Below are 19,520 nucleotides of genomic sequence, written 5' to 3'. Positions count from 1 at the left end.
CTTCTACGGCATCTCCGCGCCGAGGACCTCCCGGGCAAGTTCCGCCAGGGCCTTGCGGTCCTCGGCGAGGGCCTGCTTCCCGGCCTCCGTGGCGCGGTAGACCCGTCTGGCCCGCCCGTCGACGACGCGCTGCTCGGAGACCAGAAGCCCGTCGGCCTCCAGCCGGTGCAGTGTCGGATACAGCGTGCCGGGGCTGATCCGGTAGCCGTGCCGGGCCAGTTCCTCGGCCATCCACGCGCCGTGGATCTCCTCCTCTGACGCGTGGTGAAGGATGTGCAGCCGCACCGCGCCCCGCTGGAACTCCCGCACCGTGGCCCACCTCCGTCAGTGACGAATCCGATATCGGGGCCCGATTCTACGCCCGGGGCCGTCCTGGCGGACCGATGTCCCAGTGGCCGCCGGTGAGCTGTCCGGCTCACGGGTCCTGTTCGAGCGGGTGCCGTCCGGCAGGAGGGAGCCGCTGCGGGAACGGCCGGCGAACGAGTCCGGGAGTCTGATCCAACGGTAGCGAGTCGTCGCCCACACGGGGGAAGCGCGACCCTCGCGCGGCATTTCCCGTTTTTCCTACAGCGCTACTGTCGAGCCGGTGTGAATTCAGATTGGGTAAGTATCGCAGAAACCGTTCACTCGACTGCCGCGCATCCGACGGAGTAGGCAGACGTTACTTCGGATATGACAGAGGAATACGGGGAATTGGTGACGCTCGGGCCATACATTTACCGGCCCGGCAGAAACCACTGTCCGTCACCGAGCGACGGAACTCTGACCAGAGGCGGGCTCCCCGTCCCGCTCCGTGTGACCGAGCCCGTACTCCAACGCTTCCTGGATGTCATGACCGAACTGGAGACCAGCCTCGCCGAGCGCTGGGGACGGTCCCAGGCGTCCCTGACCCGCACCCGGGCGGAGTGACCGGGGCGTCGTGTACGAGGAACAGACCCACCATCACATGCCCTACGGCGAAGGCTCGTTCCGGTCCGCGGGCGGTCCCGGTCGGCACCGGGCGCCCGAGGAAGCGTTCCAGGAGACTCTGGTCCCGCCGGAACCCGGCTGGGACCCTGCCGAAGAACTCGCGTTCCTGCTCCAGGACGCGATGGAACAGCGGACCACCAGTGTTCACGGGATGACGGACACATCGGCGATCGCCCCCGTGCCTGGCACGCCACTGAGCAATTTGCAGGAAATCACGGCGGAACTGCCACCGTTGAGAGAATCCCCCGCGAGCCACCGCAGAGTCCGCAGGACGAAGGTGAGCCGGCTGCGCGCGGCGAGTCTTTTCGTCGCGGCGCTCGCCGCGGTCATCGCGGCCTCCGTGAGCCTGTTCGGCGGCATGGTGGCCTACGAACCGCTGCGCCTGGCAGCCGTGACCCGCACTCGCGGCAGCGTGGTGTCCTGGTGGCCGCTGCTGGTGTACGGGCCCTGGCTGGTGGCGTCGCTGGCCGTCCTGAGGTCCGCGTTGCACCAACGTCGCGCGGTCCACTCATGGGCCGTGGTCCTGCTGTTCTCCGCCATCGCGATGCTGCTGTGCATCGCCCAGGCGCCCAGAACACTCAACGACGGTGCGGCCGCGGCCCTGCCGGGGCTGGCGTCGCTGGTCTGCTTCCAGCAGATCGTCCGCCAGATCACGCTCACCCGTCCGCCCCGGCGAGCGGTGCCGCGTCACCGCCAGCGCCCCTCGTCCACGGCGGAACCGGGCGACGACGCGGAGGGATCCGCGGCCTCGGACGCGGTGTTGCTGCCCAACCAGCGGCGGCATCCCCCGCACTCGCCGCGGTCCGACACCGGGGCCCGGAAGCGGCCCTGACCGGGCGGGTCCCGCACCGGCGGTCGGTCGGTGCGGGACCCGGGGCCCGTCGGCCCCGGCCGGTCAGCCCTCGGTCAGGATCACGTCCTGGCCGTGGCGTGCGTGAAAGCTCGGGAGCGGCAGACCGCCCATGGGCCGCAGTTCCATCAGGGTGGCCTCCACGTGGGCCGCGCCGGGCTTCAGGGCGTTCCCGGAGGGCGTGCCCGTGTTGACCCAGCGGTGCTCCAGGCCGTCGCAGACCGCGCGGGTACCGCCGATGCCGTGCCGGACGGACGGCTCGCTCTGGCTCACGGTGGAGCTGACGAAGACGGGGCCGGTGCCGGCGGTGCACCGGTAGGTGCCGGAGAGGGTGACGGTCCCGTCCGCGGCGAGACGTCCGGTCGGGTCGACCGTCACCGACTCCGTGACGTGACGGGCGTCGTGGGGGGCCGCGGTCGCGGCGGGGGCGGCCAGCAGGAGCAGGGCGCCGGCGGCCGTGGCGAGGGCCGCGGATCGTACGGGCATGGGGGACCTCCCGGTCGGTCGGAATGGGGGGTTCCACTGGTACCGGGCGAACGGGCCGACGGCGGTGACCGTCACCCCTTCGGTGGCGAGTCCGCGTCGGCCGTCGTGGAACCGTCGCCGGGTTGTCCGGGTGTTGTCACGCTTGCCGTGCGGGTATTGGCGATGACGTCCCACCGGGCGCACGGTCTGTACATGCGACGGTCCCGAGGACGGGACGGTCTCCCGACGTGGAGGTGCGCCATGTGTACCCACCGGCCTTCCTGCCCCGCAGCCGGCTCCCCCGCCGCGCGGAACGTGACCGCGCACGTCGTCGCCGCCCACCCCGAGCAGGGGTGGAACCTGCTGTGCGACGGCACGATCGTCTTCGACGACACCGGCGAGCTGCATCCCGACGGCCGGGTCGTCGCGCCGCGCCGGGTGACCGCGGGGCGCCTGGCGATGGCGGCCTGAGCGCCCCCGCGGGGCAGCGATCAGTCCTTCTCGGCGATGAACTCCCGCAGCAGGGAGGCGAGCAGCTCCGGCTGGTCCTCGGCGATCAGCGTCCGGGCGCCCTCCACCTCCACCAGCCGCCCTTTCGGGAGGAGTTCGGCCAGGCGCCGGCCGTGGGCGCGGGGCATCATCAGGTCCTCGATCGCCCAGACGACGAGCGCGGGCCGGTCGAACCTCCGCAATCCCTGGGCGGCCTCCAGCAGTTCGTCGCGGCGGACGTGGGTGTTGTAGTGCCGGAAGTCGCGCCGGACGGCCGGGTCGGTGCGCAGCGGGCGCAGCCAGCCGTCGACGACCGCGTCCGGCACGGGCCGCTTGGTGAGCGCGCCGATGCCGACGGACAGGCGGCGCAGCGGTTTCAGCCCGAGGACGCGGGCCAGCAGGGACACGCCGCCGGGCACCCGGCAGGCGAGGCCGATCATCTTCCCGGGCAGTCCCGGCGGGTAGTTGTCGAACGCCTCGCAGGCGACGAGCGCCAGCCGCGCCAGGCGTTCGGGGTGCCGGACCGCCACCGTCTGGGCCCGTCCGCAGTCGTTCTCGACCAGGGTGACGTCGGTCAGGTCGAGGCGGTCGAGGAACTCCGCGATGAGTTCGTTGACGAGGTCCGGCGTGGGCGGCCGGGACATGGGCCGGCGGTGGGCGCCGTAGGGCAGGGTCGGCGCGATGACCCGGTGGTCGGTGCGCAGGTCGGCGAGGACCTCGCGCCAGACGGTCGCGTCGTGGACGAGACCGTGGAGGAGGACGACGACCGGGCCGTCGCCGCCGGTGTCCTCGTACTCGATGGTTCCCGCGCTCAGTTCGATGTCCGGCATGCCGGAACTCTAGGGCGGGCGCGGGATTTACGGCAGTGGGGCCTCAAGGCAGTACGGCGAATCCGTCGAGTTCCACCAGCGCCCGCTCGTCCCACAGGCGTACGACCTCCACGACCGCCATCGCCGGGTAGTCGCGGCCGGCCAGCTCGCGCCAGGTTCGGCCGAGGTCGGCGGCGTGGGTGCGGTAGGCGGCGACGTCCGTGGCGTAGACGGTGACGCGGGCGAGGTCGGCGGGGGCGCCGCCGGCGGCGCGCAGGGCGGTCAGCAGGTTGGTGAGGGCCAGCTCGAACTGGGCTTGGAGGGTGTCTCCCGTGACCTTGCCGTCGGTGTCGAGGGCGGTCTGGCCGGCCAGGAACACGACGCGGGTGCCGGTGGCGACGACGGCGTGGGAGAAGCCGGTGGGCGGGGAGAGTTCGGGCGGGTTCACCCGTTCGGCGGTCATGTCCCGGCCTCCTTGGCCGTCGCGTCCAGCGTTCGGTACAGCTCCTTGGCGATGATGCCGCGTTGCACCTCGCTCGCGCCCTCGTAGACGCGGGGGGCGCGCACCTCGCGGTAGAGGTGTTCGAGGAGGTGGCCGCGGCGCAGAGCGCGGGCGCCGTGCAGTTGGACGGCCTTGTCGACGACGTACTGGGCGGTCTCGGTGGCGAGGAGTTTCGACATCGCGGCGCGCCGCGGGACGTCCGGTGCGCCCTCGTCGTACGCCGTCGCCGCCGCGTACACCATCAGGCGGGCCGCCTCGGTGCGCAGGGCCATCTCCGCGACCTGGTGGGCGACGGTCTGGAGGTCGCGCAGCTTGCCGCCGAAGGCGTCGCGGGCGGCGGTGTGCGCGAGGGTGGCGTCCAGGGCGGCCTGTGCCATGCCGACGGCGAAGGCGCCGACGCTGGGGCGGAACAGGTTGAGGGTGTCCATGGCGACGCGGAAGCCGCGGTCCGGCTCGCCGAGCACGTCGTCCGCGGTGACGGGCACGGCGTCGAAGCCGAGGGCGCCGATGGGGTGCGGGGAGAGCATGTCGAGGGGGGTGCCGGTGAGGCCGGCGCGGTCGGCGGGCACGAGGAAGGCGGTGACGCCGCGGGCGCCGGCGCCCGGGGTGGTGCGGGCGAAGACGGTGTAGAAGTCGGCCTCGGGGGCGTTGGAGATCCAGCACTTCTCGCCGGTGAGCCGCCAGCCGGTGCGGCCGTCGGACCGGGTGTCCGGGTGCGCGGCGAGCCTCAGCGCCGCCGCGTCCGAGCCGGCGTCGGGCTCGCTGAGGGCGAAGGCGGCCACCGCGCTGCCGTCGCTCACCCGGGGGAGCCAGCGGGCGCGCTGGGCCTCGGTGCCATGGGCGTGCACCGGGTGGGCGCCGAGGCCCTGAAGGGCGAGGGCGGTCTCGGCCTCGGTGCAGGCGTGGGCCAGGGACTCGCGCATCAGGCACAGGTCGAGCGCGCCCGAGGTGAACAGGCGGGGCAGCAGGCCGAGGGCGCCGAGTTCGGTGAGGAGGGCGCGGTTCACGCGGCCCGGTTCGCCCTTCTCGGCCAACGGGTGCAGCCGTTCGGCGGCGAGGGCGCGCAACTCGGCGCACCAGGTGAGTTGTGCCGGTTCGAGCGAGAATGCGGTCATCGCCGGTCCCTTCCCCTGCTCCCCTGCCCAGCTCCTCGGCCCTGCTCCGCCGACCGCCGGGCCGCACCCGAGGTTATCGCGCACAGTTGACTGTCGTCACCAACACGATACGCTCCTTGCGCGAGCCCACCACGGCAAAGGGGGCGAACCGCCATGGCAGATCCGCACCGCGCGGAGCCGCACCGTTCCGCCCACGTCGACACCTTCGCGCGCGAGCACCTCCCTCCCCCGGACCAGTGGCCACAGCTCCGCTTCGACCTGCCGGAGCTGCGCTACCCCGCCCGGCTGAACTGCGCCGCCGAGCTGCTCACCGGCCCGCCCGACGACCGGCCGGTCTTCCGCACCGCGTCCGGCGACGACTGGACCTACGGCCGGCTGCGGGACCGCGTCGACCGGCTCGCCCATCTCCTCACCGGCGACCTCGGTGTCGTCCCGGGCAACCGGGTGCTGCTGCGCGGTCCCACCACCCCGTGGCTGGCCGCCTGCTGGCTGGCGGTGCTCAAGGCGGGCGCGGTGGCGGTCACCGTACTGGCCCAGCAGCGCCCGCAAGAACTGCGCGCCATCTGCGAGATCGCCCGGGTGCGCCACGCCCTGTGCGACGTCCGGGCCGTCGACGACCTCGCCAAGGCGGAGATCCCCGGGCTGCGGATCACGACGTACGGTGGGGACGCGCCCGACGACCTGCTGAGGCGTACGCAAGCCGGCGTGGTGCCCGGCGCGCCGTACCCGGCCGTGGACACCGCGGCCGACGACGTGGCGCTGATCGCCTTCACCTCGGGCACCACCGGACGCCCCAAGGGCTGCATGCACTTCCATCGCGACGTGCTGGCGATCGCCGACACCTTCTCCAAGCACGTGCTGAAGCCGCGCCCCGACGACCTCTTCGCGGGCAGCCCGCCGCTCGGCTTCACCTTCGGGCTCGGCGGGCTGGTGGTCTTCCCGATGCGGGCCGGGGCGAGCGCGCTGCTCCTGGAACAGGCGGGACCCCGGCAACTGTTGCCCGCCGTCGCCGAGCACCGGGTGTCGGTGCTGTTCACCGCGCCGACGGCGTACCGCGCGATGCTCGACGAGCTGGACGCGTACGACGTGACATGCCTGCGCCGCTGCGTCTCGGCGGGCGAGAACCTCCCCGCGGCCACCTGGCGGGCCTGGCACGAGCGCACCGGACTGCGCGTCATCAACGGCATCGGCGCCACCGAACTGCTGCACATCTTCGTCTCCGCGGCCGACGGGGACATCAGGCCCGGCACGACGGGTGTTCCGGTGCCGGGGTGGCAGGCACGCGTGCAGGACGAGAACGGCGCGCCGGTGGCCGACGGGGAACCCGGGCTGCTGGCGGTGCGCGGGCCGGTGGGCTGCCGGTATCTCGCCGATCCGCGGCAGCGGGAGTACGTGCGCGACGGCTGGAACATCACCGGCGACACCTACGTCCGCGAGTCCGACGGGTACTTCCGGTACGTGGCGCGCGCCGACGACATGATCATCTCCGCCGGGTACAACATCGCCGGCCCGGAGGTGGAGGACGCGCTGCTCCGGCATGCGGACGTGGTGGAAGCGGCGGTGGTGGGCCGGGCCGACGCGAACCGCGGACAGGTCGTGGTGGCGCACGTCGTACTGAAGGAGGGCGCCGTGCGGGACGCCGACGCGCTGCGCGCGTTCCTCCGCTCCGAGCTGGCGCCGTACAAGTGCCCTCGCGAGATCGTCTTCCTGGAGGCGCTGCCGCGCACGGCGACGGGAAAGCTCCAGCGGTACCGGCTCCTGACCCCGCCCGATCATCCCGGGAGCGACCAGGCGTAATACCGAGGACATAAGATGATCAACGTGTCCGACCAGCACGCGCAGCACGCCCCGAGATCCCTGATCGTCACGCTCTACGGCGCGTACGGACGTTTCGCGCCGGGCCCGGTGCCCGTCGCCGAGCTGATCCGGCTGCTGGCCGCGGTCGGGGTGGACGCCCCCTCCGTGCGCTCGTCGGTGTCCCGGCTGAAGCGGCGCGGGCTGCTCCTGCCCGCCCGCACGGCCGAGGGCGCCGCCGGGTACGAGATCTCCGCCGAGGCACGGCAGTTGCTGGAGGACGGCGACCGGCGCGTCTACGCCACGGCACCCTACGAGGACGAGGGCTGGGTGCTGGCCGTCTTCTCCGTGCCCGAGTCGGAGCGGCAGAAGCGGCACGTACTGCGCTCCCGCCTGGCCGGCCTCGGCTTCGGCACCGCGGCCCCCGGCGTGTGGATCGCCCCGGCCCGCCTGTACGAGGAGACCCGGCACGCGCTGGGCCGCCTGGGCCTGGACTCGTACGTGGACTTCTTCCGGGGTGAGCACCTGGGCTTCACGCCGACCGCCGAGGCGGCGGCACGGTGGTGGGACCTGGCCGCGATCGCCAAGGAGCACGAGGCGTTCCTCGACCGCCACGCGCGCGTGCTGCACGACTGGGAGCGCCGGGCCGACACCCCGCCCGAGGACGCCTACCGCGACTACCTCCTCGCCCTGGACTCCTGGCGCCACCTGCCCTACGCCGACCCGGGGCTGCCCGACCGGCTGCTGCCCGAGGACTGGCCGGGCAGGCGCTCGGCCGCCGTCTTCCGGGCCCTGCACGAGCGGCTGCGCGACGCGGGCGCGGTCTACGCGGCGCCCGGGGTGCCCATGACTCCTGGCGAGTGACTCGCGTCACACTTCTCCGCGATCAGGGAACCCTCAGCCTTCTCAGACCCTCTTCTCAGGTTTCTCACCTACCGTGCGGACGCATGAGTCTCGCGCGCAACTTGAACCGGGCCCTCACCGCCACCACCGGCCTCCAGGTGCGGAGAGCACCCCAGGCGGCGAGTGGGAAGAAGTCCGCCCCGCCGGAACCCGCGAAGCGGCCGGTGGCCACGTACCGATGCCCGTCGGCCGGGGAACTGGCGACCGACCGGCTGCTGCGGCGGCCCGTCTTCATCATCTCGTCCATCCGCTCCGGCTCCACACTGCTGCGCATGATGCTGGGCGCCCACCCGCGGCTGCACGCCCCGCACGAGCTGCACATCGGCCGGCTGGAGGTCACGTGCGCCAACTGGTTCTCCGAGCGCGCGATGGGCGCCCTCGGTCTGGAGCGCGGTGACCTGGAGCACCTGCTGTGGGACCGCGTCATGCACCGAGAACTGGTCAAGGCGGGCAAGGACTTCATCGTGGAGAAGACCCCGGCCAACGCGTACATGTACCGGCGCCTCAAGGACGCCTGGCCCGACGCGCGCTTCGTCTTCCTGCTGCGCCACCCCGAGTCGATCGCCCGCTCCTGGCACGAGACCGACCCCGTCAAGCGGCCGCTCGACACCGCCGTCACCGACGTGCTGCGCTACATGACGGCCGTCGAGGAGGCCCGCACCGCGGACGCCGACGGCTTCACCGTGCGCTACGAGGACATCACCGAGGACCCCGGGCGCGAGATGCGCCGACTGTGCGAGTTCCTCGGCGTCGACTACGCGCCGGCCATGCTGAACTACGGCAAGAAGACCGGCCGCGAGCTGGTCCGCGGGCTCGGGGACTGGCGCGAGAACATCCGCACCGGCACCGTGCAGCCGGGGCGCGCGCTGCCGAAGGAGGACGAGATCCCCGAGCGGCTGCGCGCGATGTGCGCGGCCTGGGGCTACACGTCCTGACGCGGGCCGCGCAGCGTGAGCCTGGGCTTGGGGACGTCGGTGCGTCCGGTCACCGGACGGCGGCTGCCCGCCCGGTACGGTGCGGGCCACTCGACACCGGGCCCCTCGCAGCCCTGCTCGGCCGCCGCGTGCAGCGTCCAGTGCGGGTCGTAGAGGTGGGGCCGGGCGAGGGCGCACAGGTCGGTGCGGCCGGCCAGGATCAGTGAGTTGACGTCGTCCCAGGAGGAGATCGCGCCCACGGCGATCACCGGGACGCCCGCCTCGTGCCGGATACGGTCCGCGTACGGCGTCTGGTACGACCGCCCGAACTCCGGCCGCTCGTCGGCCACGACCTGTCCCGTGGACACGTCGACGGCGTCGGCGCCGTGCGCCGCGAAGGCGCGGGCGACCGCCACGGCATCCTCGGCGCTGGTGCCTCCCTCGGCCCAGTCGGTGGCGGAGACGCGGACCGTCATGGGCCGCTCCTGGGGCCACGCCGCGCGTACGGCGTCGAAGACCTCCAGCGGGAAGCGGAGCCGCTTCTCCAGTGAGCCGCCGTAGGCGTCGGTGCGGTGGTTGGTGAGCGGGGAGAGGAAGCCGGAGAGCAGGTAGCCGTGGGCGCAGTGCAGTTCGAGCAGGTCGAAACCGGCCCGGGAGGCCCGGACGGCGGCTGCCGTGAACTGTTCCCGGACATCCGTCAGCTGGGCCCGGGACAGCTCGCGCGGGATCTGGCCGCCGGGCTTGTACGGCAGCGGGGAGGCGGCGACGAGGGGCCAGTTGCCGTCGGGAAGCGGTTCGTCCATGCCCTCCCACATCAGCCGGGTCGAGCCCTTGCGTCCGCTGTGCCCGAGCTGCACGCCGATCGCGGTGCCGGGTGCCTGCGCGTGCACGAAGTCCGTGATCCGCTTCCAGGCCTCGGCCTGCCGGCCGGTGTACAGGCCCGCACAGCCGGGGGTGATGCGGCCCTCCTCGCTGACGCACACCATCTCGGTCATCACCAGCCCGGCGCCCCCGAGGGCCCTGGCCCCCAGGTGGACCAGGTGGAAGTCGCCGGGGACGCCGTCGGTGGCCGAGTACATGTCCATCGGGGAGACGACGACGCGGTTGCGCAGGGTCAGGCCGCGCAGCCGGAACGGGGTGAACATCGGGGGCGTGCCGGGCGGGCAGCCGAACTCGCGCTCGACGGAGCCGGTGAAGCGGGCGTCGCGCAGCCGCAGGTTCTCGTGGGTGACGCGGCGGCTCCGGGTGAGCAGGTTGAAGGCGAACTGGCGGGGCGGCTGACCGAGGTACCGGGAGAGGTCCTCGAACCACTCCAGGCTGGCCCGGGCCGCCCGCTGGGTGGAGGCGACGACGGGGCGCCGCTCCGCCTCGTAGGCGGCGAGTGCCTCGGGGAGCGACGGCTGTTCCTCCAGGCAGGCGGCGAGCGCGAGGGCGTCCTCCACGGCCAGTTTGGTGCCGGAGCCGATGGAGAAGTGGGCGGTGTGGGCGGCGTCGCCGACCAGTACGGTGTTGCCGTGCGACCAGCGTTCGTTGACCACCGTGCGGAAGGTGGTCCAGGCCGACTTGTTGGACCTCAGCGGCCGGCCGCCGAGGGCGTCGGCGAAGATCTTGGCGCAGCGGGCGGTGGATTCGGCTTCGCCCAGTTCGTCGAAGCCGGCCGCCCGCCAGACCTCCTCGCGCATCTCGACGATGACGGTCGACGCGTCGGCCGCGTACGGGTAACCGTGCAGTTGCATCACGCCGTGCTCGGTCTCGGCGATCTCGAAGCGGAAGGCGTCGAAGGCGAAGTCGGCGGCCAGCCAGACGTAGCGGCAGCGGTGGCCGGTGAGGGTGGGCCGGAACACCTCGCGATGGGCCTCGCGGGTGGTGCTGTGCACCCCGTCGGCCGCGACGACGAGGTCGTACTCCTCGGCGAGCCGGACCGGGTCCGGGGCCTTGGTGCGAAAGCGCAGCTCGACGCCGAGGGCGTGGCAGCGCTCATGCAGGATCTCCAGGAGGCGGTGGCGGCCGAGGGCGGCGAAGCCGTGTCCCCCGGAGGTCTGGCGGGTGCCTCGGTGGACGATGTGGATGTCGTCCCAGCGGACGAAGTCGGCCTGGAGGGCCGCGTAGACCGCCGGGTCGGCGTGTTCGATGCCGCCCAGGGTCTCGTCGGAGAGGACGACGCCGAAGCCGAAGGTGTCGTCGGGGGCGTTGCGTTCCCAGACGGTGACCTGGCGGGCGGGGTCGAGGCGTTTGAGGAGGGTGGCGGTGTAGAGGCCGCCGGGGCCGCCGCCGACGATCGCGGCGCGCAGGGGGTGGCTTGTCGTCGCGGGCGGGTGCGGCGCCGTTGTGGTTGCTCGCGCAGTTCCCCCCGTCCCTGGGTCGGCTGCACTTCCCCGGGTCGAGAGCATCCGCCTACCTCCCTCGCCACTTCGGGGGGCGCTTCTCCGTGAAGGCCGCGTGGAACTCGGCGTAGTCCTCGCCGTTCATCAGGAGGGCCTGGGTCGAGGCGTCCAGTTCCACCGCCGCCGCCAGCGGCATGTCCAGTTCCGCGGTGAGGAGGGCCTTGGTCTGGGCGTACGCCAGGGCCGGGCCGTCTGCCAGGCGGCGGGCGAGTGACTGGGCGGCCTCGTCGGCGCGGCCCTCGTCGGTCAGCTCGCTGATCAGGCCGATCCGCTCGGCCTCGGGCGCCCGGACCGGTTCGCCGAGCATCAGCAGCCGGGTGGCGTGGCCGAGGCCGACGACGCGCGGCAGCAGGTACGCGGCGCCCATGTCGCCGCCGGACAGGCCGACGCGGGTGAAGAGGAAGGCGAAGCGGGCGGACGGATCGGCGACCCGGAAGTCGGCGGCCAGGGCGAGGACCGCGCCCGCCCCGGCCGCGACGCCGTGCAGGGCGGCGATCACCGGGAACGGGCACTCCCGTACGGCCCGCACCACCTGGCCCGTCATCCGGTTGAAGTCCAGCAGCCGGGCGGTGTCCATGGACAGGGTCGCGCCGATGATCTCGTCGACGTCACCGCCGGAACAGAAGCCGCGCCCCTCCCCGGCCAGCACCAGCGCCCGTACGGACCGCTCCCGGGACAGCTCGGCGAGCAGGTCCCGCAGGTCGGCGTAGGCCTCGAAGGTCAGCGCGTTGAGCTTGTCGGGGCGGGCGAGGGTGACGGTGGCGACACCGTCGGTGCGATCGACGCGCAGGTGCCGCCAGTCGGGGGTGGGGGCGGCGGAGCCGGTGAAGGGACTCATGACGGGCGGCCTCCTAGGGCGGGCACGGCCTCGGCCTCACTGAGCGCTGCGTCTTGCTGCGTGTCGATACGACTCGAAGCTATCACCTTCTCGTGACCGTCGTCACGAGGGCGCGATAGCCGGGTCCGCCGGAAGTCACCGGACGTCAATAGCGCGGTAACAGCGGGAGCATCCGGGCGAGGGACTGCGTTCACCCGGGTAGGCAGCCGGTACCGGGGTCGAAGGTCCCGCGAGGTGCCCGTCGAACGGCTCTGCCGGGCGGCGCCGTACCATTCATAAGGTTGAAAGCAGGACAGGACGACAGCCTGCTCCGGAACGGACTAGCCGTGCACGATCGCTCTCATGCCCCCGCCTCCTGGCGCATCGCACTGCCGCACTCCGCCGCGGCCGTGCCGGTCGCGCGTGCCCTGGTCCGTACGGCGCTGACCGAGCTGGAGCACACGGCCGACGGCGACACGGCGGAGCTGCTCACGGCGGAACTGGTCGCCAACGCCGTCGAGCACACCGCCGGCGGGTCGCCGATCGAGCTGGTCGTGGAGCTGTTGCCGACCGGCTGCCAGGTCGAGGTGCACGATCCCGACCCGGCGCCGCCCGGCGACCTCACCCGTCCGGGGGTGGAGCCGCCCGACCCCTGGCAGGAGCACGGGCGCGGTCTGCTGTTGATCCGCGCCCTCAGCTCGTCCTGCGGCCACCGGCCCACCGGGTCCGGCAAGGCCGTCTGGTTCAGGCTTCCTGCGGTACCCGCTCAGCGTCGTCCTTCGGCGTGACGTCCGCACCGGAACGGGCCAGGCGGGAGTGCCGGCGCCCGTAGGCGGTGTACACCAGCAGGCCCGCCGCGAGGAACACCGCGAACTGGAGCCAGGTCGCCGCACCCGTCTCGTAGATCAGGTAGAGGCAGAAGGCGACCCCGAGCAGCGGTGTCACCGGGTAGAGCGGCACGCGGAAGGTACGGGCGAGGCCCGGCTCGCGGCGGCGCAGCGCGATCACGGAGACGTTGACGGCGGCCATGGTGGCGAGGGTGCCGATGGTGCAGAGGTTGACCACCGCGTCCAGTGGGGCGAAGGCGGCCGGGAGGGCGAAGACCACGGCGACGATGAGCGTGCCGGCGACGGGGGTCGCGGTGCGCGGCGAGACCTTCTCGAAGACCCGCGGGATCAGACCGTCCCGTGACATGGACATCAGGATGCGGGTCTGGCCGTACATCACGGCGAGCACCACCGAGGCGATGGCGACGACCGCGCCGAAGGCGACGACGCCGCCGCCGATGGTGGAGCCCGTGACCTCGTTGACGACGTACGACAGCGCGGCGGGCCGGTCGCCGACCGCGTCACCGCCGACGGCACCGATCGCGGCGACGGCGACCGCGCAGTACAGCAGGGTGACCAGGCCGATGCAGACCAGGATGGCGATCGGGATGTCCCGGCGCGGGTTCTTGGCCTCCTCACCGGCCGTGGTGATCGCGTCGAAGCCGATGTACGAGAAGAAGGCGGCCGTGGTGCCGGCGCCGATGCCGCCGAGACCCGCCGGCGAGAACGGGCTGAGGTTGCCGTCCTTGAAGGCGTAGAAGCCGATGGCGCAGAAGGCGACCAGGACGGCCAGCTTGAGGACGGCCATCGCGGCCGTGGCGCGGGCACTCTCCCGCACGCCGCGCACCAGGAGCACGCAGGCCAGGGCGATGACGATCACCGCGGGCAGGTTGACCGCGCCGCCGTCGCCGGGGCCCGCGGACAGCGCGTGGGGCAGCTGGATGCCGAGGACGCTGTCGAGCAGTTCGTTGACGTACTGGCTCCAGCCGACCGCGACCGCGGAGACGGACACGCCGTACTCCAGGAGCAGGCACCAGCCGACCAGGAAGGCGGTCCGCTCGCCGAGTCCGGCGTAGGCGAAGGAGTACGAGGAGCCGGAGACCGGGATCGCGCCGCCCAGCTCGGCGAAGGCGAAGGCGGTGAAGACGCAGGTGGTGGCGGCCAGCACGAAGGAGACGACGACGGCCGGGCCGGCCTCGGCGACCGAGTCGGACAGGCCGACGAAGATGCCGGTGCCGACGATCGCGCCGACGCCGAAGCAGACGAGCTGGAACAGCCCCATGGTGCGCTTCAGGCCATGGCCTTCGCGGTCGGCGCCGGATTCGGCGACGAGGAGGTGGGGGGACTTGATGCGGGAAGCGGGCATTGCGGGTGGTGCTCGTTTCTGGTGGTGCGGGGGCGCGACGGTGGTCGCGGCCGGCGGCACCGGAAGGGGTGGCTCCGGGGCCGCCGGTCAGAATAACGGGCTCGGTGGACGCATCGGTCCCGGCCGGCCGCCCGGTCAGGCCAGGGTGGCGACCAGGACCGCCTTGATGGTGTGCAGGCGGTTCTCCGCCTCGTCGAAGACGACCGAGTGCGCGGACTCGAAGACCTCGTCCGTGACCTCCAGGGAGTCGAGTCCGTGGGCCTCGAAGATCTCCTGGCCGACCTTGGTGCCCAGGTCGTGGAAGGCGGGCAGGCAGTGCAGGAACTTCACGTCCGGGTTGCCGGTGGCGCGCAGGACGTCCATGGTCACCGCGTACGGGGCGAGGGCCTTGATCCGCTCGGCCCAGACGTCCTTGGGCTCACCCATGGAGACCCAGACGTCGGTGACGACGAAATCGGCGCCGCGCACGCCCTCGTCCACGGTCTCGGTGAGGGTGATGCGCGCCCCGCTCGACTCGGCAAGCGCCTTCGCCCGGTCGACGACCTCCTGGGCGGGCCAGTAGGACTTCGGGGCGACGACGCGCACGTCCATGCCTAGCAGGGCGCCGGTGACCAGGTAGGAGTTGCCCATGTTGAAGCGGGCGTCGCCGAGGTAGGCGAAGGTGATCTCGTGCGGCGGCCTGCCGCTGTGCTCGGTCATGGTCAGCACGTCGGCGAGCATCTGGGTGGGGTGCCAGTCGTCGGTCAGGCCGTTGTAGACGGGGACGCCGGCGAAGGCGGCCAGCTCCTCGACCTTCTGCTGGCTGTCGCCCCGGTACTCGATGCCGTCGAACATGCGGCCCAGCACGCGCGCGGTGTCCTTCACGGACTCCTTGTGGCCGATCTGGGAGCCGGCCGGGTCGAGGTACGTCGTCGAGGCGCCCTGGTCGGCGGCGGCGACCTCGAACGCGCAGCGGGTGCGCGTCGAGGTCTTCTCGAAGATCAGCGCGATGTTCCTGCCCTGGAGATACCGTGTCTCGGTCCCGGCCTTCTTCGCGGCCTTCAGCTCCGCGGCCAGATCGACCAGGCCGCGGAACTCGTCCGCGGTGAAGTCGGTCTCCTTGAGGAAGTGGCGGCCGGCGAGGGCGGTCGGGACTGTCGCCATGGGGGCGCTCCAGAGGTGCAGGGACGGGGACTGACTCTTGGAAGTCTATACGAACACATGAATTTCTATACAGCCCTCTGTGTGGCCGCCCACCGCGCAGCCCTCCATGCAGCCCTCTACACGGGGTCCCGCTCCACCGGGCAGCTCATGCAGCGCGGTCCGCCCCGGCCCCGGCCCAGTTCGCTGCCCGGGATCTCGATCACCTCAATGCCCTGTTTGCGCAGGTGGGTGTTGGTGGTGGCGTTCCGCTCGTAGGCGACGACGACGCCCGGCTCGACGGCCAGCACGTTGCAGCCGTCGTCCCACTGCTCGCGTTCGGCGGCGTGAACGTCCTGGGTGGCGGTCAGGACCCGGATCTCGCCCCGGCCGAGGGCTGCGGCGATCGCGCGGTGCATGTGCTCCGGCGGATGGTCGGTGACCTTCAGGTCCTTCTCCCCCGCGCCCGGCTCGATGGTGTACGAGCGGAGCATGCCGAGCCCGGCGTACTGGGTGAAGGTGTCGCCGTCCACCATGGTCATCACGGTGTCCAGATGCATGACGGCCCGCCGCTTGGGCATGTCGAGGGCCACGATGGTGCGTGCGGAGCCCGCCGCGAACAGTTTGTACGCGAGCATCTCGACGGCCTGGGGCGTGGTGCGCTCGCTCATGCCGATGAGTACGGCGCCGTTGCCGATGACGAGGACGTCGCCGCCCTCGATGGTGGAGGGGTAGTCGGCCTGCCCCTCGGACCAGAGGTGGAACGCCTCGTCGCGGAACAGCGGGTGGTGCCGGTAGATCGCCTCGAAGTGGACCGTCTCGCGCTGCCGGGCGGGCCAGCGCATGGCGTTGATGGAGACGCCGTCGTAGATCCAGGCCGAGGTGTCCCGGGTGAAGAGGTGGTTGGGCAGCGGCCCGAGCAGGAAGTCGTCCAGCTCCATGGCGTGGAAGCGCACGGAGGTCGGCTCCGGGTGCGCGTCGAGGAACTCCCGCTTGGTCATGCCGCCGACGAGGGCCTCGGCGAGTTCACCCGCGGGCAGGGCCTCGAAGGCGGCCCGGAGATGGTCCGTGGCCAGCACTCCGTACTCCTTCTCGTCGAAGACCCGGTCCAGGACGAGCCGCCGGGCCGCCGGGACGTCGAGGGTCTCGGTGAGCAGGTCGCCGAAGAGGTGCACGGCGACTCCGCGGTCGCGGAGCACGTCGGCGAACCCGTCGTGCTCGGCGCGCGCCCGGCGCACCCACAGCACGTCGTCGAAGAGAAGGGCGTCCTTGTTGCTGGGGGTGAGCCTTTTGAGCTCGAGATCCGGCCGGTGCAGGATGACGCGGGTGAGCCGCCCGGCTTCGGAGTCGACTGTGAATCCCATGCCTCCATCCTGACCATTCGGGCGCCTGTTCACCCCCTGCTTGGGCAGACCCGTGCGCCCGGTTCAGCCGCCGGGCCGCGGCTGGAGCAGTTCCGGGCGGGCGGCGGGTGGCGTGGCCCGGGTCCAGGGTCGCGCCGGCGACGATCCAGCCGGACAGCGCCCGGGGGTCGGCCGGGTCACGGGCGAGGTCCTTGGCGTAGCCGTCCAGCGCGGTGGCCGGGTCACCGGCGGCGAGGTGCTCGTCGGGGGTACGGGGAGGCGGGGCGGGTGGCGAAGGCGTGGGTACGGGGGTCGGGCCAGAAGCCGCGGTCGGGGCGGAACCGGAGGACGCCGTCCGGGCCGGCCGGCGCGGCCAGGTTGCGCAGCCGCCACTGGGTGCGGTGCAGGAAGGCGGCCGTACGGGCCCGGGACAGGGCTGCCGGGTCGACGGGTACGCGCAGCCAGCCGTCCAGGGTCCGCGCCAGGCCCTCGACGAGGCGCGTCCCGGCGCGGTGAGCCGGGCCGCACTGGTCAGCAGGGTCCGGACCACCAGCCGGCCCTGCAGCCGGCGCAGCGCGAAGTGATAGGCGGCGGCCTCCGCGTGCTCCGGCTCGAACAGCCGGTCCCGCCAGAAGGGTGAGGGCGCGGCGACGGCGTACGACCGCACGGGAGGCGGCCGAGCCCGCGCCCCTCAGTACCAGTGAGCGCACGCCCCGCGCCGTGCCCGGAGCCGGTGCGCCGAGGGCGTCGGCGAGCCGGGCGGTGACGGCGTCCCGGGTCGCGCCGACCGGCACCAGGGGTACGTCGGAGTCGAGGACGCCGGCGACGACCTGTGCGGTCAGGCTGCGGGCGAACGAGGCCGGGAAGGTCGTCCGGGGCGAGGCCGGCGGCCGCGGCGCCGAGCAGCGGGTGGGCGGTCAGGTCGGTGGCGGCGCGCGCCAGTCCGGGGCCCAGGTCGGCCGCCGGTGCGTCGCCCTCGGCGGCGAGCGCGCCCAGCCGTGCCCGGATCCGCTGGTCCGGTGACAGGGAGCCCGGTGGCAGTTCGGCCGCCGGGGCCAACTCGCGGGCGGCGAGGTCGAGTTCGGCGTACGGATCGGCGTAGAGGGCGGCCCAGGGTGCCGTGTCGTCGTCGCCGGCGCCCGGCGCGGCGGGGCCCCGGCCGGTACCGGCGGACGGCGGCAGGCTCGCTCCGCCGGCGGCGAGCGCGGCTCCGTGCTCGCCACCCCAGTAGTACGGCACGACGCGCAGTCCGCCGCGCAGGGCCGTCACTCCTGCGGAGAAGCGCCCCGCGAGCGCAGAGAAGCCCGGTTCGCGAACGCCTGTGCCGTGGATGAAGACGACCGCCGTCATGTGCCCCCCGTGACCCTGGTGAAAGTTCGTGTACGACTTTCGATGCACCGTCAGATCACTTCTATTCTACGAAGGCTGGAGCTGCACTGCGGCGAGCGGTCCGAACACGGAGCCGCCGAGCAGGGGGCCGTCGAGCAGGCCTGCCACCGGATGACCACCGGAGCAACGGGGGAGACACCATGAGCCCTGACGCCATGATCACGCACTTCGTGGGTGCCTCGGCTCTCGTCCTGGTGGTCGCCCACGCGGCCGGCTGGCTGGCCCGCCGGCTGAAACAGCCGTACATCGTGGGCCAGCTGTCGGCGGGCATCGCGCTCGGTCCCTCCCTGCTCGGAGCGCTGGCACCGGACGTGTACGCGTCGCTGTTCCCGGAGGAGATCGGCCCGGCGCTGACGGGCTTCGCACAGTTCGCTCTGGTGGTCTTCCTGTTCACGGTGGGCTACGAACTGGATCTGAAGATCCTCGGTGACCGTGCCCGCACCTCGCTGACCGTGGCACTGGCCTCGTTCGTGGTGCCGATGGCCGTGGGCTGCGGGGGCGCGCTGCTGTTCCGGGAGCAGCTGCACGGCCTGGGCATGCCGCGGGAGCCGTCCCCCGCGATGGTGGTGTTCGCCGGGGTCGCCCTGTCGATAACGGCGGTGCCCGTGCTGACGGCCATCGTGCGGGAGAACGGCTTGTCCCGGTCCGTGCCCGGTGTGGTGGCGGTCTCCGCGGCCGGGGTGCTGGACGCGGCCTGCTGGACCGTGCTGGCGGCGGCGCTGATGGACGGCGGCGGCTCCGGGACGGCGCTGGACTGGCCGTGGCGGGTCGCGCTCGCCGTCGGCTTCGTCACCGTGATGGCGCTCGCGGCCCGGCCGGTGCTGCGCCGGCTGCTGTGGCGGACGCGGATGGAGCCCTCGCTGCGGCTGGCGCTGCTCATCGGCTTCGCCCTCGGATCGGCGTGGGTCACGCACTCCCTCGGGCTGCATGTGATCTTCGGTGCGCTGCTCGCCGGGGTGGTGGTCCCGCGCGAGGAGGGTGGCACGCTCGACCCGGACCTGCTGCGGCCGCTGCACGACGTCAGCTCGCTGCTGCTGCCGTTCTTCTTCGTGATCTCGGGCCAGTCCGTGGCGCTGAACAGCATGGACGGCACGGGCTGGACCGTGCTGCTGGTGGTGACCGTGCTCGCCGTCACGACGAAGATCGGCAGCGGGACCCTCGCGGCCCGGCTCGGCGGTCTGGACCGGCACGACGCGCGGACCGTCGGCGTACTGCTCAGCGCGCGCGGCCTCACCGAACTGATCGCCCTCAACGCGGGCCTCCAGGCCGGCCTGTTGAGCGCTCCGCTCTACACGGTGCTCGTCTTCATGGCGCTCGCCACGACCCTGTTCACCCAGCCGCTCCTGCTCCTCACCCGCCGCCTGGCCGACCGGGACCGGGCGTCACGGCCGTCCTCCCCCGCCCCCTTCGCGCCCCCGCCCTCCCAGGACGGGACGACGACGGCACCCGCGGACGTGGGCTAGGC

17 protein-coding genes are annotated in these 19,520 nt (G+C 72.7%); 7 read left to right on the top strand and 10 right to left on the bottom strand.

All coding sequences use genetic code 11. The annotated features are described in order from the left end of the window. Window positions 1-3 precede the first annotated feature (3 nt). On the bottom strand, window positions 4-309 hold the full coding sequence (locus EBH09_RS28070) for a PadR family transcriptional regulator (protein ID WP_121749732.1): 306 nt from the start codon (window positions 307-309) through the stop codon (window positions 4-6). Between the two features lie 637 nt (window positions 310-946). Here EBH09_RS28070 and EBH09_RS28060 point away from each other — a divergent pair. After that, window positions 947-1,801, top strand: coding sequence for a DUF2637 domain-containing protein (locus tag EBH09_RS28060; RefSeq protein ID WP_121751040.1), 855 nt, complete (start codon window positions 947-949; stop codon window positions 1,799-1,801). A 63-nt stretch (window positions 1,802-1,864) separates the two neighbouring features. On the opposite strand, the gene EBH09_RS28055 is transcribed toward EBH09_RS28060, so the two are convergent. Beyond that, on the bottom strand, window positions 1,865-2,305 hold the full coding sequence (locus EBH09_RS28055; protein WP_121749730.1) for a DUF6299 family protein: 441 nt from the start codon (window positions 2,303-2,305) through the stop codon (window positions 1,865-1,867). A gap of 240 nt (window positions 2,306-2,545) precedes the next feature. Between EBH09_RS28055 and EBH09_RS28050 the strand changes: the two genes are divergently transcribed. Continuing rightward, complete coding sequence (locus tag EBH09_RS28050) at window positions 2,546-2,755, top strand: DUF5999 family protein (RefSeq protein ID WP_121749729.1); 210 nt, start codon at window positions 2,546-2,548, stop codon at window positions 2,753-2,755. Between the two features lie 20 nt (window positions 2,756-2,775). Here EBH09_RS28050 and EBH09_RS28045 read toward each other — a convergent pair whose 3' ends face one another. From EBH09_RS28045 to EBH09_RS28035, 3 genes are read right to left on the bottom strand one after another with little or no spacing between them, the layout of a single operon-like run. Beyond that, window positions 2,776-3,603 carry an alpha/beta hydrolase gene (locus EBH09_RS28045; RefSeq protein WP_121749728.1) on the bottom strand — a complete coding sequence of 276 codons (828 nt, stop codon included), beginning with the start codon at window positions 3,601-3,603 and terminating at the stop codon, window positions 2,776-2,778. 43 nt (window positions 3,604-3,646) lie between these two features. Next, the gene (locus EBH09_RS28040; protein ID WP_121749727.1) at window positions 3,647-4,045 is read right to left on the bottom strand and encodes a RidA family protein; all 399 of its coding nucleotides are present in this window, start codon (window positions 4,043-4,045) and stop codon (window positions 3,647-3,649) included. Beyond that, entirely contained in the window at window positions 4,042-5,199 is a 1,158-nt protein-coding gene (locus tag EBH09_RS28035; RefSeq protein ID WP_121749726.1) for an acyl-CoA dehydrogenase family protein, read from the bottom strand. Before EBH09_RS28035 ends, EBH09_RS28040 begins: the two co-directional genes overlap by 4 nt. Before the next feature lie 90 nt (window positions 5,200-5,289). On the opposite strand from EBH09_RS28035, the gene EBH09_RS28030 reads away from it, so the two are divergent. The 3 genes from EBH09_RS28030 to EBH09_RS28020 all read left to right on the top strand — a co-directional run bounded on the left by EBH09_RS28030 (window position 5,290) and on the right by EBH09_RS28020 (window position 8,831). Then, window positions 5,290-6,996: an AMP-binding protein gene (locus EBH09_RS28030; protein WP_193776728.1), complete on the top strand. Its 1,707-nt coding sequence runs from the start codon at window positions 5,290-5,292 to the stop codon at window positions 6,994-6,996. A gap of 15 nt (window positions 6,997-7,011) precedes the next feature. Then, window positions 7,012-7,857, top strand: coding sequence for a PaaX family transcriptional regulator C-terminal domain-containing protein (locus tag EBH09_RS28025; protein WP_121749724.1), 846 nt, complete (start codon window positions 7,012-7,014; stop codon window positions 7,855-7,857). A gap of 83 nt (window positions 7,858-7,940) precedes the next feature. Further along, entirely contained in the window at window positions 7,941-8,831 is an 891-nt protein-coding gene (locus EBH09_RS28020; protein ID WP_121749723.1) for a sulfotransferase, read from the top strand. Here EBH09_RS28020 and EBH09_RS28015 read toward each other — a convergent pair. Then, entirely contained in the window at window positions 8,819-11,200 is a 2,382-nt protein-coding gene (locus EBH09_RS28015) for a bifunctional salicylyl-CoA 5-hydroxylase/oxidoreductase (protein ID WP_121749722.1), read from the bottom strand. The two genes, EBH09_RS28020 and EBH09_RS28015, sit on opposite strands and share 13 nt — an antisense overlap. Before the next feature lie 4 nt (window positions 11,201-11,204). After that, window positions 11,205-12,032, bottom strand: a complete 828-nt coding sequence (locus tag EBH09_RS28010; protein ID WP_121749721.1) for an enoyl-CoA hydratase family protein — start codon at window positions 12,030-12,032, stop codon at window positions 11,205-11,207. A gap of 281 nt (window positions 12,033-12,313) precedes the next feature. Between EBH09_RS28010 and EBH09_RS28005 the strand changes: the two genes are divergently transcribed. After that, entirely contained in the window at window positions 12,314-12,799 is a 486-nt protein-coding gene (locus EBH09_RS28005) for an ATP-binding protein (protein ID WP_121749720.1), read from the top strand. On the opposite strand, the gene EBH09_RS28000 is transcribed toward EBH09_RS28005, so the two are convergent. From EBH09_RS28000 to EBH09_RS27990, 3 genes are all read right to left on the bottom strand, one after another. Next, on the bottom strand, window positions 12,756-14,204 hold the full coding sequence (locus EBH09_RS28000) for an amino acid permease (protein WP_121749719.1): 1,449 nt from the start codon (window positions 14,202-14,204) through the stop codon (window positions 12,756-12,758). The two genes, EBH09_RS28005 and EBH09_RS28000, sit on opposite strands and share 44 nt — an antisense overlap. Before the next feature lie 135 nt (window positions 14,205-14,339). Beyond that, window positions 14,340-15,347 carry an ornithine carbamoyltransferase gene (argF, locus tag EBH09_RS27995; protein ID WP_121749718.1) on the bottom strand — a complete coding sequence of 336 codons (1,008 nt, stop codon included), beginning with the start codon at window positions 15,345-15,347 and terminating at the stop codon, window positions 14,340-14,342. A 116-nt stretch (window positions 15,348-15,463) separates the two neighbouring features. After that, window positions 15,464-16,687 (bottom strand): arginine deiminase, encoded by a 1,224-nt coding sequence (locus EBH09_RS27990; RefSeq protein ID WP_193776573.1) that lies wholly within the window; start codon window positions 16,685-16,687, stop codon window positions 15,464-15,466. A 1,508-nt stretch (window positions 16,688-18,195) separates the two neighbouring features. On the opposite strand from EBH09_RS27990, the gene EBH09_RS27970 reads away from it, so the two are divergent. Then, a complete protein-coding gene (locus EBH09_RS27970; RefSeq protein WP_121749714.1) occupies window positions 18,196-19,518 on the top strand; it encodes a cation:proton antiporter in 1,323 nt (440 codons plus the stop codon). The last annotated feature ends 2 nt before the right edge of the window (window positions 19,519-19,520 follow it).

It is taken from the genome of Streptomyces sp. E2N166, assembly GCF_003671715.1.
Taxonomy (GTDB): Bacteria; Actinomycetota; Actinomycetes; order Streptomycetales; family Streptomycetaceae; genus Streptomyces; species Streptomyces thinghirensis.
Note: the sequence above shows the minus strand (reverse complement) of the source record. Positions and strands in the feature narration are given on the sequence as shown.